We start from the raw sequence: 21,051 nt of genomic DNA, 5'->3' as shown, positions 1-21,051 counted from the left end.
AGGACAGCCAAATGTCAAACGAAGTATCACGCGTTTTATTGATCGAAGACGATGCAAGTATTGCAGAATTACAAAAGGATTATTTAGAAATCAATCATATAGAAGCAGAGATCGCAAGCGATGGATTGGTTGGGCTAAATCGGGCATTAAATGAATCCTTTGATTTGATCGTGATCGATATCATGTTGCCGTCAATGGATGGCTTTGAGATTTGCCGTCGTATTAGAGAAAAGAAAAATATTCCACTGATGATCGTTTCAGCTAAAAAAGAAGATATCGATAAAGTCAGAGGCCTAGGGCTGGGTGCGGATGATTATATGACCAAACCCTTTAGTCCGAGTGAATTAGTTGCTCGGGTCCAAGCACATATTAAACGTTATCAGTTATTGACTAAAACAGATCAAGTGAACGACACGATAGAAATTGGTCAAATTAGGATTGATAAGAGTGCCCGTAGAGTATTTGTGTTAGGGGAAGAAATCATTTTTACAACGAAAGAATTTGATTTACTCCTATTTTTCATGGAACATCCAAATCGAGTTTGGATGAAAGAGCAATTATTTCGTCAAGTTTGGGATATGGATGATCTTGATAGTGATATCTATACGGTCGTTGTTCATGTTGGGCGCATCAGAGAAAAGCTCAAAAAAGGCAAATTATCAGAAATTCCAATAGAAACAATTTGGGGTAGCGGTTATCGCTTCAATACCTAGTGAAAAATTAAAAGGAGAAAATTTATGAAAAAAAGCTATCTACTTGCTGTTTTCATTTTATGTAGTATCGTAGGTCTTTCTGCCTGTAAACCAGATCAAAGAAAAGATGCAGACAAATCCAATACGCCATTAAGGGCACCGTTGGTTAACTCCTCTTCATCGGAGACCATTCCATCAAGTGAAGAGACAAAAGAAAAAGGCGTGAATGATTTATCTTTTGAGAATACTTCTTATAATTATGACGTTGTGACCGGTGCCACTCAAACAACCTTTGGCTCAAATCCAAAACCTCTTTATACTTATGAAGAGAAACTCGAGAAAATGTTTTGGTCAAATCAGCCTCCGTTAGGCTTGATGGAAGGCAATTATTATACGAATGATGGCTATTTTGATGTTGGCAATAAAGGCATTGTTGAGATCGTTACCGATGATACGCATAAAATCATCAACGTTGAATTTAACGAATACGGCGCTGAAAATTATTATGCTTCAAAATATGCAGGAGCTAATAAACGTCTTTCTGATTATGCTTTCTTTCAAGCACAAAATCCAAGAACGGATACTACTTTAGTAACGGTCGTTAACGGAATCACGTTTGTAGAAAGACAAATGCGGGAGGAAAATCGGATAACAGGGAATTTTGAAACAGTCAAAGGCTCCTCAACAACGGCAAGAGAAGGGTTAATGGCGATTGCTGCCGATTTAGCAGATGAAATCAAACAACCATCAAAAACGAAATATATCGGCTACGCTGAAGATTTTGGTAATGGCTTAATCGGCAGAATACAATTGACTGTGACGGATGGAAAAATCGACAGTGCACGTTATGATGAATATTTTGCAGATCAGCCTGAAAAAATTGTGGCAGATAATCTGAAAAAATATTATCGGCAGTCAAAGTATTTCTCTTTAGAATATAAGGAAGAAACAAACGATGATTTTGTTTCTTTTGCGGATAGTTTGACTAAAGCAATCATTGAGCAACAGAAGCTAGTGCTTGAAAACAGTGAACTCGCAAAGTATCCTTCATTTGACTCTTATCAAAAATTGATCCAGCATATTGAACTTTAAACAGAATTCGCTAATTTTTCGACACACTTTTGACATATTTTTATTTTATACTAAATAAAAATACGTTAGGAGCGATTATAGATGGGTTATTGTTCAAGTTTTTTCAATGGAGGACGTGGCATGATGCGAGGAGGGATGTTTGGTATGGGACTTTTTGGGTGGATCTTGATAATCATTGTGATTATTGGCGCTGTTTATTTTATGAGAAATAAAACGAATCAACAGGAAAATATAAGCAATAGAACACAACCAGAGGTACCACATCAACCAGTTCGTCCTTCAGCATTTGATGTGCTAGATGAAGAATTCGCGAAAGGAAATATCACGGAAGAAGAGTATTTGCATAAAAAAGAAGTCTTGAAGAACTGAAAAGAAACAAAAAGCTGACGATTATCATCAAGTCAGCTTTTTGTTTCTTTTATATCTAATTTTCTATTATTTCAATAAAAGTAAAATAGGAAAATGAAAAATATTTTTCGCAGTCTCGCTTTTTCATTCCTAAACGTGTTGGGTACGGCATTGGGATCAATATGCATAATAGTTTGGGATTTCATATCATTAGCTTCATAACTTTTTTTATTAATTGTAAATTCATAATATTCTCATTTATCTCTTCATTTTAAAGGAATTATAGATTATACTTAACTAATAGCATTTATTTTGTTTATAAGATAAAAGGATTGATGTCATTGATGGGGAGCAGTATCTCGGAAAAAGATAAACTATAAATGAGGTAAAGACCACCTCAGTTATAGTTTCCTATTTTTCTATCAAGGCTAGATGAGCCTGCTCCGCTTTTAAATTAAGGAGGACGTATGGAAAATAATGGATCAAAGAAAACTGGGTTGTTATTAATTGCACTGTTTTTAGGTTACACAATGGTTTACATCGATAAGCTTTCAGTAGGGTATTCGCTGATTCCGATTTCGACAGAATTTGGATTGGAACCTGCAGCTAAAGGGATGATCATGAGTTCTTTTTTCTTAGGATACGCAATTATGCAGATTCCAATGGGACTAGTCATCAATAAAGTAGGTTCACGAATTGTATTGATCGGTTCAGTCATTGGGATGGGCATATTTTCATTCTTATTTGGCTTTGGTACATCATTGATCATGTTTATGTCGTTACGATTTTTGACAGGATTGTTGGCACATTCAGGTTATGCATCATCAGCGAGTAAGGAAGTTACGATGAATTTCCCGCCGGAGAAGCGCACATTTGCTCAAGGTATTTTGCTGTCATCTTCTGGGGTAGCGGGTTTTATTGGACCGTTGGCATTATCACCAATTATCACAAATGCTGGTTGGAAGAACGCCTATATGATTTTAACTGGAGTGGCTGTTGCAATTGCAATTTTTCTGATTATTGCTATTCCTAGAAATGAAAAAACGAAAGAAAAAGCAGATGCGGTCGCAACAAAAACGGATAAGATTTCGATTTTAGTGATTTGGTCGGATATTCGGGTTTGGATTTTATTTCTAAGTTCATTTTTCATCAACTGCTTGTTATACGGACTTTCAAGCTGGGTGCCTAGTTTCCTAACGGGTGAGCGTGGCTTGGACCTAAATGGTGCAGCTGTGATCAGTAGTGTAGGCGGTTTATTTATGTTGGTCGGTTCGATTGGCGGTAGTTATGTTGTAGGGAAATTTTTCCAACATAAAGAAAAAGCAGTCGTTGCGATCACTGCTATTTTAGGTGCACTATCAGCATTTGGTTCTTATTACATTGGTAATCTGGTTTTATTATCGATCGTGATGGGCTTAGCGAATTTCTTTTTGATCATCTCATTTGTTACAATGATGAGCATTCCACTGAGAATTTTTGAAGGGGCAAAATTTGCGCCAAGTTATGGAACACTGGCAACTGGGGGGATTCTTGGTGGCTTTGTTTCACCGACACTTATCGGAAAATTAGTGGAGCTGTCAAATGGACAGTATATTTCGACCTTTATATTCTTTCTAGTTGTTGGCTTATTGACAGCTGGGACAATCATGTTTATTAAACAAAAATAGAGAAAAATAGTTTTAAACTAAAAGGAGGAACTACAATGACAACGATTCAAGAAAAAATGCCGCAAGCAGATATGGTGAAATGGAGAAGACATTTACATCGTCATCCGGAATTATCTTTTCATGAAGTAGAAACTGCTAAATATATTCAAAAAGTATTAGCTGATTTTCCTAATTTAGAGGTTAGCTCGTTGACTGAAAATAGTGTGATTGCTATTTTAAAAGGCGCTAAACCAGGAAAAACTATTGCATTAAGAGCGGATATCGATGCATTGCCGATAGTGGAAGAATCAGATGTTGATTTCCCATCTGAAAATCCTGGTGTGATGCATGCTTGTGGTCATGATACGCATACTGCTATGCTTTTGGGAGCAGTTAAAGTATTGAGTGAAATGCAGGATAAAATTGCTGGCACAGTCAAATTTATTTTTCAACCAGCAGAAGAAGAACCGCCAGGTGGCGCAAAATTATTAGTTGAAGCAGGTGTGATGGATGATGTAGACATGGTTTTTGGTCTACATATCGCTCCGAATATTCCCGTTGGGATGGTAGGAACAAGAAAAGGCCCTGCTAGTGCGGCATCAGATGTATTCACCTTGAAAATCCAAGGGAAAGGTTCACATGGTTCTACACCGGATCTTTCTGTCGATCCAATCATGATCGGAGTAGAAATCATCAATAATTTGAACAATATTGTGTCAAGAAATATTAGCCCATTCGATAATGCGGTTATTTCGATCGGTGAATTTAACGCAGGTAAAACGGCGAATGTCATTCCTGATACGGCGCAAATCCAAGGAACGGTTCGGACGAATGATAAAGAAGTTCGGATGTTCATCAAAAAACGGATTGAAGGAATCATTGATGGTATTTGTAAGATGTATGATGCGACTTACGATTTAGATTACTTATTAGGCTATAGTGAGGTCAATAACGACAGTGATGCAACGGATATCGTCGTGGCAGCAGCTGAAAAAGTTGTTGGTAAAGAACGGATGTTTGAAGCACCTAAAATGATGGGTGGCGAAGATTTCTCTGCCTATACAGATGTTAAGCCAGGATCATTCTTTATTTTAGGTGGCGGAACAGCGGCTGAAGGTTGCGGCTATATGAATCATCATCCAAAATTCAAAATCATGGAAGAATGTTTCCCCGTCGGATCTGGCATGCATGCACAAATCATTTTAGATATTTTAGGACAAGACTAGAAGGTAGAAGAAGAACTTTAACATCACTGTTGAGGTTCTTTTTTATTTTTAGAAAAGGTATACTATGATAATAGAAAAACGCAATATCAACTAGCTTAGATTTGTTCAAAAATATGGGGTAAAGAATGAAACTGAAACATTAAAATGTAACAATTAGCAAAATAAAGTTATAATAAGACAAAATACCCAATAAAGGATGAGATAAAATGGAAGCGAAAAAACCAAGAATATTTACAATGTCTTTTGCTAGTGTCTACCCGTTATATATCAAAAAAGTAGAGAGAAAAGGTCGGACTAAGGCAGAAGTGGATGAAGTCATTACTTGGCTGACAGGCTACGATGAAACGGGTCTACAAAAACAAATAGATAAAGAAGTTAATTTTGAAACATTTTTTGCAGAAGCGCCAGAACTAAATCCTAATGTTTCATTAATCAAAGGGATGATCTGTGGCTATCGTGTGGAAGAGATAGAAGATGAATTGATGCAGAAAATTCGCTATATGGACAAGCTAGTTGATGAATTAGCGAAGGGCAAAGCAATGGAGAAGATACTAAGAAAATAACCGTAATAAAGTGGACCTATCAATTTAAGCTAGCTATCCTCTAGTTTAAAATGATAGGTCCCTTAGTCATTTTATCGCTAATAGCTTAAATAACATTCAAAAGAAATCTTCTCAAAAAAGCGTTTCTCAATCACGTGTTCTATTGACTGTAAAAATCATCGAGTAAGAAAAATAAGACAAATAATCCTGTAAAATTGCTTATAATCTATGAATATCCAACAATGTAACATCAAAATTGCTTTTTTAATTCGCCTGATTATGTGATATTTAAGATAACACGGTCAGGAGGAAGAATCATGAAGGAATACTTTTTTTTATGATTATCGAGGAAATGCTTTTTTGATGAAAGAAATGTTTCAACAGAGCAACTTGTAAGAGTAGGAGTGAGCAAAATAATTACGTAGTTCTATCTATGAAGTCTTGAGAGAATGTCATAGATAAAAAACGTTTTGAAGGTAGGATGACATTTTATGGAGATTGGAAAATTGCTGAAAATTCGCAGAGAGCAAAAAAATTTAACACAGCAGCAAGTTGCTGATAAATTTCATGTAACGAGACAAACCGTCTCACGTTGGGAAAATGAAAAATCTTATCCTAATATAGATACATTAGTTGAGCTAAGTTTCTTTTTTGACTTTTCACTTGATGAAATTTTAAAAGGAGAGGATTTGAATGATTAAAAAGATAGTTGCGAGAGTTTAAGATAGTATGAACATAAATGTGCTGATGGAACAACCAATTCAAAAAATAGTGGTCAGACATTGGTCGGAAACTATTCAGGAGAAATGGCGCTATCGAGTAGAGGGAATTATCGTGTAATTTGCAAAATCGAGAATGGTCAGTGGATGATACTAGCGTTAGAAGTGGGGACATAGACAGGAAGTTTATAAATAAGTATATTGTTGTCCTTAGGAAAAAGAGAGAGGACATGTAAGTTGTTGATTTTACATGTCCTCTCTCTTTTGCTTTCAAACTATCTAGCAGTCATTTTCATAACCATCCGGATGATTGATATGCCATTTCCATGCACTATCGATGATGGCATCTAAATCAGTATAGTGAGGTTTCCAACCTAGAACAGCTTCAATTTTTTTACTTGAAGCAATCAAAGAATGAGGATCACCTTCTCTACGGCTGCCATATCTTACAGGAATTTTTTTCCCCGTGTATTCTTCGACTTTATTAATAATCTCCAATGTTGAAAAACCAGTTGAACTGCCGATATTGAAAACAGTACTTTCTTTTCCCTCAAGTAAATAATCCATCGCCAACAAATGCGCTGTAGCTAAATCCACCACATGAACATAGTCACGTACTGTTGTGCCATCTTTTGTATCGTAATCATTACCAAAAATAGTAATAAATTCTCTTTTTTCTAAGGGAACCTGCAATACAATTGGAATCAAATGGGTTTCTGGTCGATGATCTTCCCCGATTATTCCAGCTAAATCAGCACCTGCTACGTTAAAGTAACGCAATACGACATAATTGATGTTATAGGCAGTGTGACACCACTGAATGATTTGCTCCATCATGCGTTTGCTTTCTCCGTAAGGATTTTTAGGGATGGTTACAGTATCTTCTGTGATTACCTCTTCTGAAGTATCTCCGTAAACTGCTGCGGTGGAAGAGAAAATGATTGTTTTTACAGCAAACTCATTCATGATTTCTAAAAGAGCGATCAAGCCGGAAACATTATTATCGAAATAAAGTAGCGGATCTTTCATGGATTCTTCCACTGAAGAATTAGCAGCAAAATGAAACACGACATCAAAAGTTGTTTCAGTGAAAATCTTTCTAAGTAAGCTTTTGTCTTTGACATTTCCTTTGATAAACGTTGCTGGTTTGGTCACAGCTTCAGCGTGTCCTGTTTGTAGATTATCTAAAACGATGACGTTGTGGTTTGAATCAGTTAACTGTTTGACGATATGTGAGCCGATATAGCCAGCTCCTCCGACGACTAAAATATTCATGAAGTACCTCCTTGATTTAAGAGCATAGAGAGCTTGTTTAATTTTGATAGAAAAATTGTATCTGCTTTCATTATAAATTATCGAAATTTATATAGATAGATTTCAGCTGTGTAGTTATGAAATCATTAATGATTTCAGTGGAAATTTAAATAAGTTTAAGGATAAATAATTTATAGGGAAGTTATAATATGAACATGAAATTTTACTATAATAGTATTATTTCGCTCTTTTTTATTATTTTAGTTAATGATAAGATTGTATTATATTACTAAAAGTCGGAAGGGGTTTTTGAATGACAAAAATCAGTACAGATCAGGGAATTGTTAGTGAGATTACAAATAAATTTACTAGTAGTTTATCAGATGTTTCCTTTTCACAAAAAAAATCATTTTCTTTCTCTCAAAGTTCTGCTGCTTCGGGATTAAAGAGTAGTTTATCCTCCTTATCTTCAAGTATTAGTAATTTTGAAAGCTATGCATCTAGTGATGTGCAAAAGCTTACAATGATTCATCAAGCGATTGAAAAAGCTGAAAGTGGAAAAGGATAGAGGATGACTGAAGACAAGAAAAGAAAACTACGATGGCAAGCAGAAGAGGTAGAAGATCGTGTAAGAGACTTGAAAAAGAAAGAAACTGAAACGACACATCTGGTACAGGATATTGCTCGTTTGCATCAAAGGCAAAGAGAAGTCTTAAATGAAATTCTGTATTACAGTAAAGGAACGCATGCAGAACGTTCGGCAACAATTGATCTAGAAGATTTAGAACAAGAGCAGCATTCAGTCATGCGCCATTTCGAAGAAGGGCAAGAGGCGTTACATATATTAAGAAAATCAGAACAAACGAAGCAAGATCAACTAGAAGATGACCTCCTCATGCTGCAACGAAAAGAAGAGGAGGAAAAAGATGCCGAAAATTGATTATAGCGAATGGACGGAATTATCAAGTGAAATCACCACACAACGATTAAAAATCGTCAGCCAGTTCAAATCATTCAATCAAGCACAGCAACATTTTAAAGGAGCAAAAGAATTATCTGGAACAGGCTGGGATTCTTCGAGAGATTACTTTGAAGGATACACAACAGTATCAGATGCGATATTTAACGCTCTCTATGAAGTGGATGATGCAACAACGGAATATGTCTCGGCATTTACATCAGAAGTCGGTGCTGCTAAAAATCAGTTAGACACAGATCATTTGCAACGATTAAAATCAGAATTACGAAGCCTGCAAGCCGAGAATGATATGTTGATGGAAGCTGCGGCGAAAGCCTTTGAAAATGTGCCGTTTATCAATAAATTTTTTATGGAACGTAGCATGCTTGGAAAAGTGAAAGAAATCGAGATTTTGGAAAAGTATCAAGCCTTTGAAGCAACGCACGGAAGTGATTTTTCAGAAGTCCAAAGCATTATTTCTTCTATCGAACAAGGTTTAGCATTACTTGGAAACTCTGGAAATTTTATTGGCGGTGTGAATGGTTATAAGAAAATTTCATGGAAAGATCAAGACTGGTTTAAAACTATTCAAGCATTTAATGAAAAAAATAAAGAAGACCGTTATGAGATCGTTGTGATTCATGAAGATCATGATGGAAAACAGTTTGCGATTTATAAAAATGGAAAACTGGATGAAGGACGAACGCTTGATTATAATAAGTTGTTAGGGAAACAAGATTGGGAAATGTTGATGAAGCTTGGACCTGAGGCCATCAAGATGTTGCTCAATTTAGATGATGTGGAAGTTTTACTGGATGATGGATCAAGCACTGGGCAAAAAGTAAAGTCGAGTATTTTTCTTATTTTAGCAATTACGCCTGCTGATAAGGTAAAAGATCTGATTAGGGCAGCGAAGTTGTTGAAAAGAGGAGATCACTTATTAGATGGTGTGAAGTTGACTGCCAAAGAGTTGGATATGTTAAGGGATTTGGAAAAATCTGGTGAACGGGTTAAGATAGTGGAGAAAGCAAGTGGGACTAAAATTCCAACTTTAAATTCTTTGTCAGATGAAGTAGCAAGTTCTTTAGGTGGCAAAGCTTCACCATTAAAGAATGGCTATAAAGTTGAAATTTTGAACGGAAGAAAGCCTATTGTTGTACGAATTATGGATGAAGGAAGTGGCGGACGAGGTAAACCATATTATAGAGTTAGTATAGATGGTAAAGGTTCATTAACACCTGAAGGTATAATTTCTAGTGATAGAGGGTTAACTCATATTGACCTTAGCGAGAACTCAATGGGTGAAATTACTAATATCATAAATAATTATTTGGGAAGGAAGTAAATCAAAGTGTCTATTCAGCAAAGAATGAATGAATTATTTGAATCAAAAATAGTATCTTATTCAATGGATATTTTAGAAAATAAGTTAAGTTTGGAATTAGAATTGTTAGAAAATGAGGTAATAACAAATTATAGTGTAGAATTCATGAACATTAGCACATTCTATTTTATAAATAATACTACTGATGAGCGAAAAGAGATATTTCCTCCTGAAAAAGATGATTATTTAGAATTAACAAGTATCAATCTATCAAATGGCATAATCAATATTTCTTTGGATTGTGAAGAAGAAGTCTGGCTGAAACAATATAATGGTTGTGGAAAAGTTATATTAGAAATTTGGAGTAAATTAGTAGTTTTAGAAGCCGATAAGTTTAAAGTAAATAATGATATATATGATTTATAAGTGTTATTAAATAAAAAGGCACTCAATCACAAGACTGATAATCAAGTGACTGAGCCTTGACTAGTAAGAAAGAATCTCACTAATCAAGTTGCCAATAGCTAACAAAAACTAGCTGTATTTATTTAAAAAAACGCAAAGGATTTTTTAAATCATTTTGAACGGTTATTAAGTGTACAGTCGTTTTAGCTAGAAAAATGTGAGTTATTGAAACGGTATTAGTGAGAGTTTAACGACTGATATCGTTTTTTCGTGTATCAAAAATCGAAATGAACAACTAGATGATGGATCAAGTACTGGGCAAAAAGTAAAGTCGAGTATTTTTCTTATTTTAGCAATTACGCCTGCTGATAAGGTGAAAGATCTGATTAGGGCAGCGAAGTTGACTGTCAAAGAGTTGGATATGTTAAGGGATTTGGAAAAATCTGGTGAACGGGTTAAGATAGTGGATAGAGGAACAGATTCTGCAAAAACTATTGATAAAGCAAATGATATTAGGAAATATAATAACGCTGTGATGGAAGAGATTACAAGGCGAAAAGAATTTTATAGAAAGAATGATCGTTTTGATTGTTCAGAAATTACTGATGATTTGTTAGATGCTGCTGGAGGGAAGGGCAAGATTATTGAAATAACTCCAAAATCAGGTATGCCAGGTGACTTACAAGTCAAAGAGTACGGAAAAATACAAGATTTTGATTTTCATACAGTATATTCTGATGGGAAATATATCTATGATCCACGATATAATGATTTACCAATATTAGAAAATGACTATTTTAAAATGTTAGAGAGTTTGAATCCGTCTGGCATTAGCAAAAAAATTCAATAGGTAAGAAGGAGGAAGTAAAAAGTGAACAATGAAAGAATAATTGCAGAATATCTTAAAGAAAATTTTTCGATGGAACAATTAAAATATAAAATGTATTTTTCAGACGATATATATTATAAAGTTCCTGAACTCGTATTTCGCTTTTCAGATTATTTAACACCAGAAGTTTATGACGATTTCAAAAGATGCGTAGAGTCTTTCACAGGAAAAATGAAGTGGACGATTATAGAAGACTTCTTTGGAAAAAGGAAAGTAAATTACAGTTTATCACCAAATGTAATGTATCAATACTACAAAGATCAATTTGATAAAGAGGAATTTCCATCACAAGAAGAATATTTTTCAGAAGAGACTTATAGAAAGATATGTGAAGATGCAATCGAGGATATTCCAAGATTATATAAATACATTGTAGATAACTTTAAATGGAAAAAAGAATACATGAAATTTATTATAAATAGTGAAGATTAGAAATGGATCACTTGAGTAGAAAAAGACTTCGAATTTTTTTGGATGGCAACACAAAAAAGCATCTTATAATTATTAGATTTTACGTCTAATAATTATAAGATGCTTTTCATTACGCAAAATTAGTATTTTTCTATTTATAAATTAAAACTTTCTTACATAAAAGATTCCCTATTTTGAAAATAATTGTTACAATGTGTTTGGGAGAGTGTAGATTATGAATTATGAAGATGATAGTATACAAATACAGCTCAAAGAATATGATTTTTGTGAAAAAGAGGTTGAAAAGTTAAAAGATCCTTTTGAAACAAATTATCCTATTTTGTATATCTTATATAATACGGACAAAAAGAAGATGCCAGAAGCATATGTTGGACAAAGTCACCGCTTTGATAGACGAATGTCAGAACATCTAAAAAGTAATAAGAAAAATATGATGAAGAAAATCGTCATGATTGGTCATGACACATTGAATGTATCTGCAGCATTAAATATAGAAACGAACTTAATCAGTTGTTTTGTCGCTGATGAAAAATACAAAGTTGAAAATAGAAGTCAAATCAAAGGAAGTGAATCGCATAATTATTATGACAAAAAATATTATGATGAAGTGCTATTTCCAAAAATATGGACACGACTAAAAGAAGAAAAAATTGTTGAGCATAGCGTGGATTTTTTAAGAAATAAGGACACTTTCAAATTATCACCATTTCGTGGATTATCACCTGAGCAACAAGATTTAAAAGAAAAAGTAATTGATTTTTGTAAGCGAAGCTTAACTGATAAAGAGAATGAACACTATGTCTTTTTTATTGCAGGAGAAGCAGGAACAGGTAAAAGTGTTGTTTTGAGTTCTATATTTAAAACGATTCAAGATCTAGCTGAAAAGAAAGAAGATAACGAGTTTGCTGACTTTAATCAGGATAATAATTATCTTCTAGTAAACCATAATGAGATGCTGAAAACTTATAAAAGTATTGCTGAGAGTTTGCCTAATTTAAAAAAGAAAAACTTTATGAAACCAACTAGTTTTATCAATGATATTGACAAAGGAAGACGAAAACAAGCAGACATCGTGTTAGTGGATGAATCTCATTTATTACTTTCTACGAAAGACAAATACAATAGTTTTGAATATGAGAACCAATTAGAAGAGGTTATCAAAAGAAGTAAAGTCACGATTGTTGTATTCGATGAAAAACAAGTTCTAAAGCTAAAAAGTCATTGGAATGTAGATAGTCTTGTTGAAATAAAAGATAAATATCCAATTCATGAAGAGTATCATTTAACGACTCAGTTTAGAATGAAAGCTGCTCCTGAAATTGTTCATTGGGTAGATTCATTTGTGGATCGAAAAATTTTGCCATTTCCTAAAGTGACAAAACGAGAAAAAACGGAAGCAGAAAAAAGATATGGCGATGAAGAGTTTGATTTTCGTTTTTTCTCTAGTGCTGAAGATATGCGAATGGAAATAAAAGCAAGAAATCAGAAATCAGGTTTAAGTAGAATCGTTTCTACCTTTGACTATATACATAAAAAGGATGGCGGAGACTATCTTGTTGAAGAAGGGGATTTTTCTGCTCCATGGAACCGTACAGATTACAAAAAAAGCTGGGCAGAGGAAGAAGCAACGATCAATGAGGTTGGTTCAATTTATACAATACAAGGTTTTGATTTAAACTATGTGGGTGTGATTTTGGGCCCTTCGATTGGTTACGATGCTGAAAAGAATGAGTTGAAAATCGATATTGAAAAATACAAAGATTCAGAAGCATTCAAAAGTCGTGAAGGAATCGAAAATATCGACAAAGTGAAAGAACAAATCATTTTGAATTCAATCAATGTTTTGTTAAAACGAGGAATCAATGGTTTATATATTTACGCAAGTGATGATAAACTGAGAGAGAAGTTAATGACAATTCAAAAGGAGAAATCAAGATGGACGAATTAATCAAGAAAGTTAATCAATTTAGAGATGACCGAGACTGGCGACAATTTCATAATCCAAAAGATTTAGCAATTTCGATTTCTTTGGAGGCTTCTGAATTACTGGAGAATTTTCAGTGGAAAACAAGTGAAGAAGCGAAAGAGAAGAATCAAGAGAATATTGAACAGGAATTGGCGGATGTGTTGATTTATAGTTTGATGTTGGCCTCTGATTTGGAGTTGGATGTTGAGCGGATTATTGAGAAGAAGTTGGAGTTGAATGATAAGAAGTATCCAGTTGAGAAAAGTAAGGGGAAGAAAGAGAAGTATACAGGATTGTAAATTATTTATGAAATTGGTATTTATGATATTTTAAAGAAATAAATATAACTCAATTAGAATAAAAAAACAATTTATAAGGTAGTAATATAAAACTATAGGGCTTTATCTTTTTAATACTTTATGTTATTATGAAGTTGCTACAACTAATAATATTATTATATTGTTGAGTTGTAGGAATTTTGTATAACAAAGTAAAGTGATTTGACTTCGACAGTTGAAGCTTGCTTGACGTATACTAAACTTAATCTTAATATTAATATTAAGTTTAGCATACTAAGAGTAATGACCGATATGGTAAGAATGTTCAATTCTACACACCTCCAATAGATAATTGTTGGAACTACTTTCTTAGTTATATTATATACTATTTGTATTCTGTGAGCGTAGGCTCACCTCGCCATATTACAGACGCGGTAATAGTCAAGTATCCTTTTGACAAGAGTAGAGCTTAGAGGTCGCGCTTTAGGCAGGCGTACAAAGTGAGCAATTAAGTAGCGAGGCTTAGCTTATTTTTTGTTCGAATCAAAATTAGAATGGAGGAAGGAATAGATGAAAGCTCCTTATAAGTATCCCTCCAAAACATATCTTCATTTTGATAAAATTACTAGTTTTAATCGAAAGGTAGAAAACTATGTGTATGATTTTGAAGAAAATCCTACACATAGTTTTTTGCCTTTAATTTTTAATGAAGTCACTATGGACAAATTTAGGGATATGAAAAATGATGTGAAAAGTGAAAATAAGATAAGAAATGGGAAAAAGACTCCAGTTAAAGAAAAATTACGTCCGATTATGTATGCATCACATATTGATAATTACATATATAAACATTATGGAATGCAGTTAAACTCGTTGTTTAATTTGCATGTAAGTAGATTTGGATTCGACAATTCAGTAACGGCTTATAGAACTAATAAAAATGGAAAGAATAATGTTTACTTTGCTGCAGAAGTAATTAACTATATAGTTAAAAATCCTATGTGTTATGTTTATGTAGGAGATTATACAGGTTTTTTTGATAATTTGGATCATAATTATTTGAAAGATATGATTAATCTTTTATATGAGGAAAAAAGAATGCCAGATTACCAATATAAAATTTTTAAAAGTTTGACAAAGTATTCATTTATCCATAAAAAAGATATCAATCATATTGTTGGTGAAGATAAGGAGTTATATAAAAAGAAACGAAATAGTTATTTTCTAAATTTTCAAGAGTTTAGAGAATTTAAAAATAAAAAAAGTGTTCATTATAATGATGGAGATAAGATTATTAGAGTAAATGATAAAAATATAGGGATTCCTCAAGGTACCGCAGTAAGTGCAATATATTCAAATATTTATATGCTGCAAATTGATGAATACATAACTAAAACAGTTGAAGTCTTGGGAGGAATATACAGAAGATATTCTGATGACTTTATAATGGTTTTACCTAATATAAATAGAAAAAGTTTCGATCAATTATGTGAAGATATAGAAAAAGAAATACTTTCAAAAGCTAAGATGAAGATACATCCTGATAAAACTAATATTATGATTTTTGATGGTACATATTTGAAAACTTTGGATTCTGGTAAGAATACAAAGTTGGACTATCTAGGTTTTGTATTTGATGGGAAAAATGTAAAAATGCGTGAAAAAAGCATATATAAATTCTATAGAACAGCCTATAAGTTAATAAGAAAAGGAGAAATAATTTCTAAAAAGAAGGGGCATGTTGGTAAAAAGACACGCCTAACGTACAAAAGAAAACTTTATCAAAACTATCACCTTTTAGGGGAAGGCACAGATTTTAAATATAAATACAAAAAGAGAAAATTTGGTACTTTTATAACTTACGCTAGAAAAGCGCAGAAAATTTTTGAAGAATTGTCACCCATGACAAATAATTTAATGACTAGACAAATAAAAAATCATCCTAAAAATATTAGGCAAAGAATGAATAAATCTATTCGACAATTGGAACTAAAGTCCTAAAAATAATATTATCAATTAAATCTGTTCTATAAGCTAGGCTCACTTCCATAGTGAACCTAGTTTATTTTTTATCAACATCACTTCCTCAAAACTCCAACCGAAACTTTCCTCTCCCCATCCAATTTCCTAACCTTCTCCTCCTCAATCTCCATCAACCTGATAAACTCTTCAAAAAAAGCATGAAACAAATGCCCACAAGCATAATACTCCTTCACAACCTGTTTCTTATTAATCGACCCTTTCCGAAACTGAAAAAAATGATCCAATACAGCAAGCGGCTCCTCCCAAGACTGCAAGCGATCCAACGTATGCTGCAAATCCGTAATATCCTGATAAGGAATCACCTTTAAACTCTGACCTTCTTTTTTCATAACCCATTTCCTCCCATTTTAAAAGTATTCTTAAAACAATTAATTCGAAGCGCTGAACAATAGCATCCAACGCTTCATATGCTTAACACATCTATCTGCACATTAACTTAGGCAACTATTTAAATAAACCAGTGACAAAAACGACTTATGTCTGATTTTTCCAAGCCCTGCTGATGTTCCAGTCACTTTCTTCTCAAAGCAAAACAAAAAACGCTATTGTAGTTTTTGCGAACCACCAATACCGTCATCAATCCTCTAGATAAAGCCCAAACCCTCCATAAAATACAAAACCTCAACCAAAATTTTCCAGACAGACTAGAAAATCCCACTAAAATTAGGTACAATAAAAAGAGCTAGTACTTTTGTGCTAGCAATTGGCAACTTGTACAGGCAGATACCACTGTCTATGCAAGGCTTCATCATGTGATTGCTGTCAGATGATGAAGTGCCTTTTTGTTTTGCATAACCACAACTGACCAAAGAACAGAGTGGATAATGCAAAGTACAAGGTGAACGAAGTGAACGTTGTCTCCTTGTCTTATATCTATCATTGATCATTTGCTTTACTTTGAACAAAACCTCCTTTCATTAAATTTGTAGAATAGAAAAAACGATATCAGGTAGCATCACCCAATATCGTTCACAATAGTCCCAAAGAATCACCTACCACTTTTTCAGCATAACCCAAAGAGAATCCAAGAAACCTATAGAAAAATAGGCAAACTTTGGGTACAATGAAAGAAGCTAGTACATGTTGCTAGCACTATTGGCAACTTGTTTGGGCAGATACCACTGTCTTTACAAGCCTTCAACAGTCTGGTTGCTGCCGGACGTTGAAGTGCCAATTTATTTTTATATTCTAATTTGAACAGTTCATGTCACTATGAGCTGTTTTTTTTGTTGCACATCACAACGATTACTTGAAGAGCTGATGATGCGCAATACTTGGCGACCGAAGGGAAGATGTTTCCCTCGTTCTATTCTACCTCTTAAGTATATCCGAAAAGAATACGAACACGCAACATAATTTTTCTTACACATACCATTAAATAACACTAAAAATCGTTCCCCTATATATAAGAAAAAATAACAAAAAAAATCTTCTGAAACCATATCAAAATCTTCTAATAACAACCCTATAAAAGTAAAGTTATTCATTTTAAAAATTCGAAGAGTAAAAAATGCTCACTGTTAGAAAATCAACTTGAGAACATCAATGCAAAAAAATAGAGATTAGATTGGAAAATTCTAACATTGGTACTGGAAACATACTAGAGATAAAGTTCTCAAAAAAACAAGAGTTTCAAAAATATATTGATAAAAATAAGTATGTTCATATGTTAGACTGGTAAATGGAATAGATTTTATACAATAAGGATAAAAAATGGTTGGGGATCTAATTCAATTATTCCCACAAGAAATACGTACAAACAAAAATGCACAGAAAATTCGCAACAAGTATAAGAACTTTTACCGAGACTGCAATCGGAGCAAACCGCGATTCGATTAAATTAGAAAGGTAGAAATTAGAATGAAAAAGAAACATAGAGTTTTGTTAGTCATAACAATTATCGTACTAATAATATTAACGATAGGTGGCAAAATATATCTTGATGAAAAGTCTTTTAACGATGAAATGGTGAAGGTTGTAAAGAGTGAGGAAGCAAAAAAAGTTTACGAAAAAACGATTAAAAATAATGATCCTAAAGCTTTTACAGCAGATGGTATTATTCAATCTTATGAAATAGATTACGATACGATCAAACATAATCCGATGGGAGGAATTATGCTTAATTTAATTATTAATAATAACAAAAATCTTTATATACACGTGACTTTAGATAAGGAAAGTGATGGAAGATTACGAAATAGTTCTGGAGGTCCTTCTTCTGAACTAGATGATTTATTGAATGAGAGGGAAGCTACTAATGATTAGTTTTTCGAACAGGGAAATGGTTCTAATAGCTGAACAAGAATATTCTAAAGAAGTAGTAGCTAATATCATTAACTCGAGGGGAACAACAAAGAAATAGAAGAACTCTAGTCACCCAAAAAAAATACGGGGAGTAGTCAGAATGAAAAAGAAACATAAAATGTTATTAGTTATAACAATAATTTTAATAATAATCTTAGCTATAGGAGGAAAAACATATCTGGATGAAAAGTCCTTTAACGATGAAATGATGAAGGTTGTAAAGAGTAATGAAGCAAAGAAAGTTCATGAGAGAACTATAAAAAATAATGATCCTAAAGCTTTTACTACTGCTGGAGTTATTCAATCTTATGAAGTTGATTATGATACTGTCAAACATAATCCGATGGGAGGAATTATGGTAGATTTGATTGTTAACGGCAATAAAAATTTGATAATAGACGTAATTTTAGATAAAAACAATGAAGGTATTTTAAAAAATAGTACCGGTGGTACATCTTCTGAATTAGATGACTTGTTAACTAATGAGAAGGTAGATGATGAGTAAAGGGGCGAGATAGCTAAGTAATAATCTGAAGAAGGTAAAACAATAAAGATTGATAGCGGATCCATAGTAATCCGCTATGTCTCAAAATTATTCAATAATAAAAAGTAGAAGAATTGTTAGTTGAGGGGTTATTAGAGTGAAAAATAAACGGTTGAAACGTTTATTGATAATAATGATGATGCTAGGATTAATTATATTAGGCATAGGTGTTAAGGCATATATGGACTCAAAAAAATATATGACTGAAATAGTTAGAAAAAATGAATCGCTTATAGAAAATGAACTAAAAAAAGTGGCAAAATATATTTTGATGAAAAGTCCTTTAATGATGAAATGGGGAAGGTTGTAACGAGTGAGGAAGCAAAAGAAGTTTTTTAAAAAATAGAGATCCAAAAGCCTTTATAACAGAAGCTATTATTCATTCTTATAAAAGTGTTGAGCATAACCCGATGGGAGGAATAATGCTTGATTTAATTATTAATAATAATAAGTCTCTAAACATAGCCGTTATTCTTAGAAAAAGAGAATGAAATAAACACATTAAGAAATGGAGCGGGTGGAGCTTCTCCTAAGTTGAGTCAACTGTTAGAGGGCATAGAAGATTTTTAGTTAAGGAGCTATTAAAATGAAAAGTAAGCAGCTAAAATATTTAGTAGTAGTAATAGTGACAATTATGGTAATAGGAATCGGAATCGGAGGAAAGATTTATATGGATAGAAAAACTTTAAAGGATGAGATGTTGAAAATTGTAACTGATAATAAAGACATAGTAGAAAAAGAATTAAAAGCGCAAGATACATCCAATAGGATCCATAAAATCGACATTGATTATTCTACGATAAAGCACAATCCAATGGGAGGAATAATGTTTGAAGGATATATTAATGGTGAAAAAAAATTAGCATTTTCAACTGGCTTGAATAAATATGTTATGTCAGAAACTGGAGAATACAGTGATGTTCAATCTACAGGTGTAGATATAACAAAAGAATTAGATCATTATTTATCAGGAGGTCGTTTAAATGACAGGTAATCTTACAGATAAGGATAGAGAAAATATAGGCTACGTTTCAAAAGCAGTAAAAAACAAAGAAACAGACGAACAAGCCTATATCATTACAGATGCAAAGCTACCCAATAACCCAACGCCAGAACAAATAGCAAGTGTGAGCAATGTGACTGTAATTTACCGCATGCTTTATTGAAAGAAAAACAAAAACAAGCAGAAAAAGCAATAATTCAAGCATCAATCGCAAGCGCAGCACTCTCAAAGATGCAAAGAAAAGTAAATAAAATAGAGCAGAGTACCAAAGATACTATGAATGTAACAAAAGAAAGTGTTAACAATGTAACGGAGGACATGTCCAGTTCTTTAAAAGGATCTTGGGGAAATAAAGCAAAAGAAAGTTTTAAAAACAATAGTCAAAAATTAGATGGTGTTTAAATAAAGAGGAAATAGGTCAGAAAAAATAGTTTGGCATATTTCATTAGTGATAAAGTAGTGTTATTGCATCGACATCAGCTTATTAGAGAATTATGTAAGATACTCCTAAACTATGCCAATACCTGCTAAATAGTTTAGACCTACAAGTTTACTATGTATCGTAAAGGAATGACATTGTTGTTTTTAATAAAAGCTGAGCAACAAGAGGCTAAAATATCGAAATCGATTTAAAATGATTGAGACACTGGAAGAATTATTTTCAGTGTCTTTTTTTATCTAGTCTCATTATTAAAACAATTGTTCAGTAGAAATATTGATTGACAATGAAAAAATTTAAATATATCATATGATATATAACAAGTGATATATTTAAAATAAAGTCTAATTTGAGTATAAACAAAGGAGATATAAACATGCCGCCATCAGTCAGAATTGACAAAGCGACTATCTTAAAAGCAGCTCTTGACCTACTAAACGAAAAAGGAATGAGTGCGATAAATTCACGAAGTGTTGCCAAGCGTATCGGATGCTCTACACAGCCCATTTTTAGTGTGTATGGAAATATGGCGAACTTACGAGAAGACATCATTTTATCCACCGAGAATTTTCTTTTTAGCTATTTAAAAAAAGTTCCATTTAATGATTACTTTTTTTTGAATATAGGATTATCGTACATTCAGTTTGCGCAAGAATATAAACATTATTTTGAGGTATTATTTCTCTTAAATAATTTTAAAAATAGGACGATTGAAGAGTATATCAATTCCGATAATATGAAATTTATAAAAGATGGAGTCAAACAATTATTTAGTATGGATGAAGCAGGAGCAACGAGTTTATTTATTGACATGTTTATTTATTCCCATGGGATTGCCTGTATGATATCAACCAATAACCTTAATCTAAATACTGAGACAATTGAAACAATGTTGAATAATTTAGTATTCAGCTTATTGGATAGAAGTAAAAAATTGGAGGACTAAA

At 33.1% G+C, this 21,051-nt stretch carries 26 protein-coding genes; 24 read left to right on the top strand and 2 right to left on the bottom strand.

The genetic code is table 11. From position 1 onward, the window contains the following. Positions 1-11: 11 nt before the first annotated feature. From AC4BB7_RS12435 to AC4BB7_RS12405, 7 genes are all read left to right on the top strand, one after another. Positions 12-713 (top strand): response regulator transcription factor, encoded by a 702-nt coding sequence (locus AC4BB7_RS12435; RefSeq protein WP_086313800.1) that lies wholly within the window; start codon positions 12-14, stop codon positions 711-713. A 24-nt stretch (positions 714-737) separates the two neighbouring features. Continuing rightward, on the top strand, positions 738-1,784 hold the full coding sequence (locus tag AC4BB7_RS12430; RefSeq protein WP_490483251.1) for a hypothetical protein: 1,047 nt from the start codon (positions 738-740) through the stop codon (positions 1,782-1,784). Positions 1,785-1,904: 120 nt separating this feature from the next. Next, complete coding sequence (locus AC4BB7_RS12425; protein WP_490483250.1) at positions 1,905-2,153, top strand: SHOCT domain-containing protein; 249 nt, start codon at positions 1,905-1,907, stop codon at positions 2,151-2,153. 446 nt (positions 2,154-2,599) lie between these two features. After that, positions 2,600-3,799: an MFS transporter gene (locus tag AC4BB7_RS12420; protein WP_490483249.1), complete on the top strand. Its 1,200-nt coding sequence runs from the start codon at positions 2,600-2,602 to the stop codon at positions 3,797-3,799. A 35-nt stretch (positions 3,800-3,834) separates the two neighbouring features. Further along, the gene (locus AC4BB7_RS12415) at positions 3,835-5,004 is read left to right on the top strand and encodes an amidohydrolase (RefSeq protein ID WP_490483248.1); all 1,170 of its coding nucleotides are present in this window, start codon (positions 3,835-3,837) and stop codon (positions 5,002-5,004) included. Positions 5,005-5,210: 206 nt separating this feature from the next. Beyond that, complete coding sequence (locus AC4BB7_RS12410) at positions 5,211-5,567, top strand: DUF2200 domain-containing protein (protein WP_086313795.1); 357 nt, start codon at positions 5,211-5,213, stop codon at positions 5,565-5,567. Between the two features lie 470 nt (positions 5,568-6,037). Then, positions 6,038-6,247: a helix-turn-helix transcriptional regulator gene (locus tag AC4BB7_RS12405; RefSeq protein ID WP_490483247.1), complete on the top strand. Its 210-nt coding sequence runs from the start codon at positions 6,038-6,040 to the stop codon at positions 6,245-6,247. Positions 6,248-6,544: 297 nt separating this feature from the next. Here AC4BB7_RS12405 and galE read toward each other — a convergent pair whose 3' ends face one another. Beyond that, on the bottom strand, positions 6,545-7,540 hold the full coding sequence (galE, locus tag AC4BB7_RS12400) for a UDP-glucose 4-epimerase GalE (protein ID WP_490483246.1): 996 nt from the start codon (positions 7,538-7,540) through the stop codon (positions 6,545-6,547). 292 nt (positions 7,541-7,832) lie between these two features. On the opposite strand from galE, the gene AC4BB7_RS12395 reads away from it, so the two are divergent. The 9 genes from AC4BB7_RS12395 (at position 7,833) to AC4BB7_RS12355 (ending at position 15,772) form a co-directional block, all read left to right on the top strand. Beyond that, positions 7,833-8,087 carry a DUF3130 family protein gene (locus tag AC4BB7_RS12395; protein ID WP_490483245.1) on the top strand — a complete coding sequence of 85 codons (255 nt, stop codon included), beginning with the start codon at positions 7,833-7,835 and terminating at the stop codon, positions 8,085-8,087. Positions 8,088-8,090: 3 nt separating this feature from the next. Then, complete coding sequence (locus AC4BB7_RS12390) at positions 8,091-8,459, top strand: hypothetical protein (protein WP_490483244.1); 369 nt, start codon at positions 8,091-8,093, stop codon at positions 8,457-8,459. After that, positions 8,446-9,822: a T7SS effector LXG polymorphic toxin gene (locus AC4BB7_RS12385; protein ID WP_490483243.1), complete on the top strand. Its 1,377-nt coding sequence runs from the start codon at positions 8,446-8,448 to the stop codon at positions 9,820-9,822. The genes AC4BB7_RS12390 and AC4BB7_RS12385 overlap by 14 nt, the downstream gene beginning before the upstream one ends. Positions 9,823-9,828: 6 nt before the next feature. Next, entirely contained in the window at positions 9,829-10,227 is a 399-nt protein-coding gene (locus tag AC4BB7_RS12380; RefSeq protein ID WP_490483242.1) for a YxiG family protein, read from the top strand. 379 nt (positions 10,228-10,606) lie between these two features. Then, positions 10,607-11,056: a hypothetical protein gene (locus tag AC4BB7_RS12375; protein ID WP_490483241.1), complete on the top strand. Its 450-nt coding sequence runs from the start codon at positions 10,607-10,609 to the stop codon at positions 11,054-11,056. A 21-nt stretch (positions 11,057-11,077) separates the two neighbouring features. Further along, on the top strand, positions 11,078-11,527 hold the full coding sequence (locus AC4BB7_RS12370) for a hypothetical protein (RefSeq protein ID WP_490483240.1): 450 nt from the start codon (positions 11,078-11,080) through the stop codon (positions 11,525-11,527). Positions 11,528-11,741: 214 nt separating this feature from the next. Beyond that, complete coding sequence (locus AC4BB7_RS12365; RefSeq protein WP_490483239.1) at positions 11,742-13,475, top strand: DNA/RNA helicase domain-containing protein; 1,734 nt, start codon at positions 11,742-11,744, stop codon at positions 13,473-13,475. Further along, positions 13,463-13,792, top strand: a complete 330-nt coding sequence (locus AC4BB7_RS12360; RefSeq protein ID WP_490483238.1) for a nucleotide pyrophosphohydrolase — start codon at positions 13,463-13,465, stop codon at positions 13,790-13,792. The genes AC4BB7_RS12365 and AC4BB7_RS12360 overlap by 13 nt, the downstream gene beginning before the upstream one ends. A 549-nt stretch (positions 13,793-14,341) precedes the next feature. Continuing rightward, positions 14,342-15,772, top strand: coding sequence for a reverse transcriptase domain-containing protein (locus AC4BB7_RS12355; RefSeq protein ID WP_490483237.1), 1,431 nt, complete (start codon positions 14,342-14,344; stop codon positions 15,770-15,772). A 77-nt stretch (positions 15,773-15,849) separates the two neighbouring features. Here the strand turns inward: AC4BB7_RS12355 and AC4BB7_RS12350 are convergent, their stop codons facing one another. Continuing rightward, positions 15,850-16,143 (bottom strand): hypothetical protein, encoded by a 294-nt coding sequence (locus AC4BB7_RS12350; RefSeq protein WP_490483236.1) that lies wholly within the window; start codon positions 16,141-16,143, stop codon positions 15,850-15,852. A gap of 1,531 nt (positions 16,144-17,674) precedes the next feature. On the opposite strand from AC4BB7_RS12350, the gene AC4BB7_RS12345 reads away from it, so the two are divergent. The 8 genes from AC4BB7_RS12345 to AC4BB7_RS12310 all read left to right on the top strand — a co-directional run bounded on the left by AC4BB7_RS12345 (position 17,675) and on the right by AC4BB7_RS12310 (position 21,050). Beyond that, positions 17,675-18,079 (top strand): DUF1310 family protein, encoded by a 405-nt coding sequence (locus tag AC4BB7_RS12345; RefSeq protein ID WP_490483235.1) that lies wholly within the window; start codon positions 17,675-17,677, stop codon positions 18,077-18,079. A 139-nt stretch (positions 18,080-18,218) separates the two neighbouring features. Then, positions 18,219-18,623 carry a DUF1310 family protein gene (locus AC4BB7_RS12340; RefSeq protein ID WP_490483234.1) on the top strand — a complete coding sequence of 135 codons (405 nt, stop codon included), beginning with the start codon at positions 18,219-18,221 and terminating at the stop codon, positions 18,621-18,623. 136 nt (positions 18,624-18,759) lie between these two features. Next, positions 18,760-18,972, top strand: coding sequence for a hypothetical protein (locus AC4BB7_RS12335; RefSeq protein ID WP_490483233.1), 213 nt, complete (start codon positions 18,760-18,762; stop codon positions 18,970-18,972). A 52-nt stretch (positions 18,973-19,024) separates the two neighbouring features. Continuing rightward, a complete protein-coding gene (locus AC4BB7_RS12330; protein ID WP_490485152.1) occupies positions 19,025-19,153 on the top strand; it encodes a DUF1310 family protein in 129 nt (42 codons plus the stop codon). A 95-nt stretch (positions 19,154-19,248) separates the two neighbouring features. Beyond that, on the top strand, positions 19,249-19,656 hold the full coding sequence (locus AC4BB7_RS12325; protein WP_086313784.1) for a DUF1310 family protein: 408 nt from the start codon (positions 19,249-19,251) through the stop codon (positions 19,654-19,656). Next, the gene (locus tag AC4BB7_RS12320; protein WP_490483232.1) at positions 19,646-19,828 is read left to right on the top strand and encodes a hypothetical protein; all 183 of its coding nucleotides are present in this window, start codon (positions 19,646-19,648) and stop codon (positions 19,826-19,828) included. Before AC4BB7_RS12325 ends, AC4BB7_RS12320 begins: the two co-directional genes overlap by 11 nt. Then, positions 19,825-20,067 carry a hypothetical protein gene (locus tag AC4BB7_RS12315; protein ID WP_490483231.1) on the top strand — a complete coding sequence of 81 codons (243 nt, stop codon included), beginning with the start codon at positions 19,825-19,827 and terminating at the stop codon, positions 20,065-20,067. Before AC4BB7_RS12320 ends, AC4BB7_RS12315 begins: the two co-directional genes overlap by 4 nt. Before the next feature lie 413 nt (positions 20,068-20,480). Continuing rightward, positions 20,481-21,050, top strand: coding sequence for a TetR/AcrR family transcriptional regulator (locus AC4BB7_RS12310; protein ID WP_490483230.1), 570 nt, complete (start codon positions 20,481-20,483; stop codon positions 21,048-21,050). Position 21,051: the final 1 nt, after the last annotated feature.

Source organism: Enterococcus sp. AAFC-DPL-5182 (assembly GCF_058216605.1).
This window is presented reverse-complemented; position numbering and strand designations above follow the sequence as displayed.

What these genes read in the sequence shown, in the direction of transcription:
- AC4BB7_RS12435 (WP_086313800.1), top strand. Translation starts at nt 12, where the DNA reads ATGTCAAACGAAGTATCACGCGTTTTATTGATCGAAGACGATGCAAGT.
- AC4BB7_RS12430 (WP_490483251.1), top strand. Translation starts at nt 738, where the DNA reads ATGAAAAAAAGCTATCTACTTGCTGTTTTCATTTTATGTAGTATCGTA.
- AC4BB7_RS12425 (WP_490483250.1), top strand. Translation starts at nt 1,905, where the DNA reads ATGATGCGAGGAGGGATGTTTGGTATGGGACTTTTTGGGTGGATCTTG.
- AC4BB7_RS12420 (WP_490483249.1), top strand. Translation starts at nt 2,600, where the DNA reads ATGGAAAATAATGGATCAAAGAAAACTGGGTTGTTATTAATTGCACTG.
- AC4BB7_RS12415 (WP_490483248.1), top strand. Translation starts at nt 3,835, where the DNA reads ATGACAACGATTCAAGAAAAAATGCCGCAAGCAGATATGGTGAAATGG.
- AC4BB7_RS12410 (WP_086313795.1), top strand. Translation starts at nt 5,211, where the DNA reads ATGGAAGCGAAAAAACCAAGAATATTTACAATGTCTTTTGCTAGTGTC.
- AC4BB7_RS12405 (WP_490483247.1), top strand. Translation starts at nt 6,038, where the DNA reads ATGGAGATTGGAAAATTGCTGAAAATTCGCAGAGAGCAAAAAAATTTA.
- galE (WP_490483246.1), bottom strand. Translation starts at nt 7,540, where the DNA reads ATGAATATTTTAGTCGTCGGAGGAGCTGGCTATATCGGCTCACATATC.
- AC4BB7_RS12395 (WP_490483245.1), top strand. Translation starts at nt 7,833, where the DNA reads ATGACAAAAATCAGTACAGATCAGGGAATTGTTAGTGAGATTACAAAT.
- AC4BB7_RS12390 (WP_490483244.1), top strand. Translation starts at nt 8,091, where the DNA reads ATGACTGAAGACAAGAAAAGAAAACTACGATGGCAAGCAGAAGAGGTA.
- AC4BB7_RS12385 (WP_490483243.1), top strand. Translation starts at nt 8,446, where the DNA reads ATGCCGAAAATTGATTATAGCGAATGGACGGAATTATCAAGTGAAATC.
- AC4BB7_RS12365 (WP_490483239.1), top strand. Translation starts at nt 11,742, where the DNA reads ATGAATTATGAAGATGATAGTATACAAATACAGCTCAAAGAATATGAT.
- AC4BB7_RS12360 (WP_490483238.1), top strand. Translation starts at nt 13,463, where the DNA reads ATGGACGAATTAATCAAGAAAGTTAATCAATTTAGAGATGACCGAGAC.
- AC4BB7_RS12355 (WP_490483237.1), top strand. Translation starts at nt 14,342, where the DNA reads ATGAAAGCTCCTTATAAGTATCCCTCCAAAACATATCTTCATTTTGAT.
- AC4BB7_RS12350 (WP_490483236.1), bottom strand. Translation starts at nt 16,143, where the DNA reads ATGAAAAAAGAAGGTCAGAGTTTAAAGGTGATTCCTTATCAGGATATT.
- AC4BB7_RS12345 (WP_490483235.1), top strand. Translation starts at nt 17,675, where the DNA reads ATGAAAAAGAAACATAGAGTTTTGTTAGTCATAACAATTATCGTACTA.
- AC4BB7_RS12340 (WP_490483234.1), top strand. Translation starts at nt 18,219, where the DNA reads ATGAAAAAGAAACATAAAATGTTATTAGTTATAACAATAATTTTAATA.
- AC4BB7_RS12325 (WP_086313784.1), top strand. Translation starts at nt 19,249, where the DNA reads ATGAAAAGTAAGCAGCTAAAATATTTAGTAGTAGTAATAGTGACAATT.
- AC4BB7_RS12320 (WP_490483232.1), top strand. Translation starts at nt 19,646, where the DNA reads ATGACAGGTAATCTTACAGATAAGGATAGAGAAAATATAGGCTACGTT.
- AC4BB7_RS12310 (WP_490483230.1), top strand. Translation starts at nt 20,481, where the DNA reads ATGCCGCCATCAGTCAGAATTGACAAAGCGACTATCTTAAAAGCAGCT.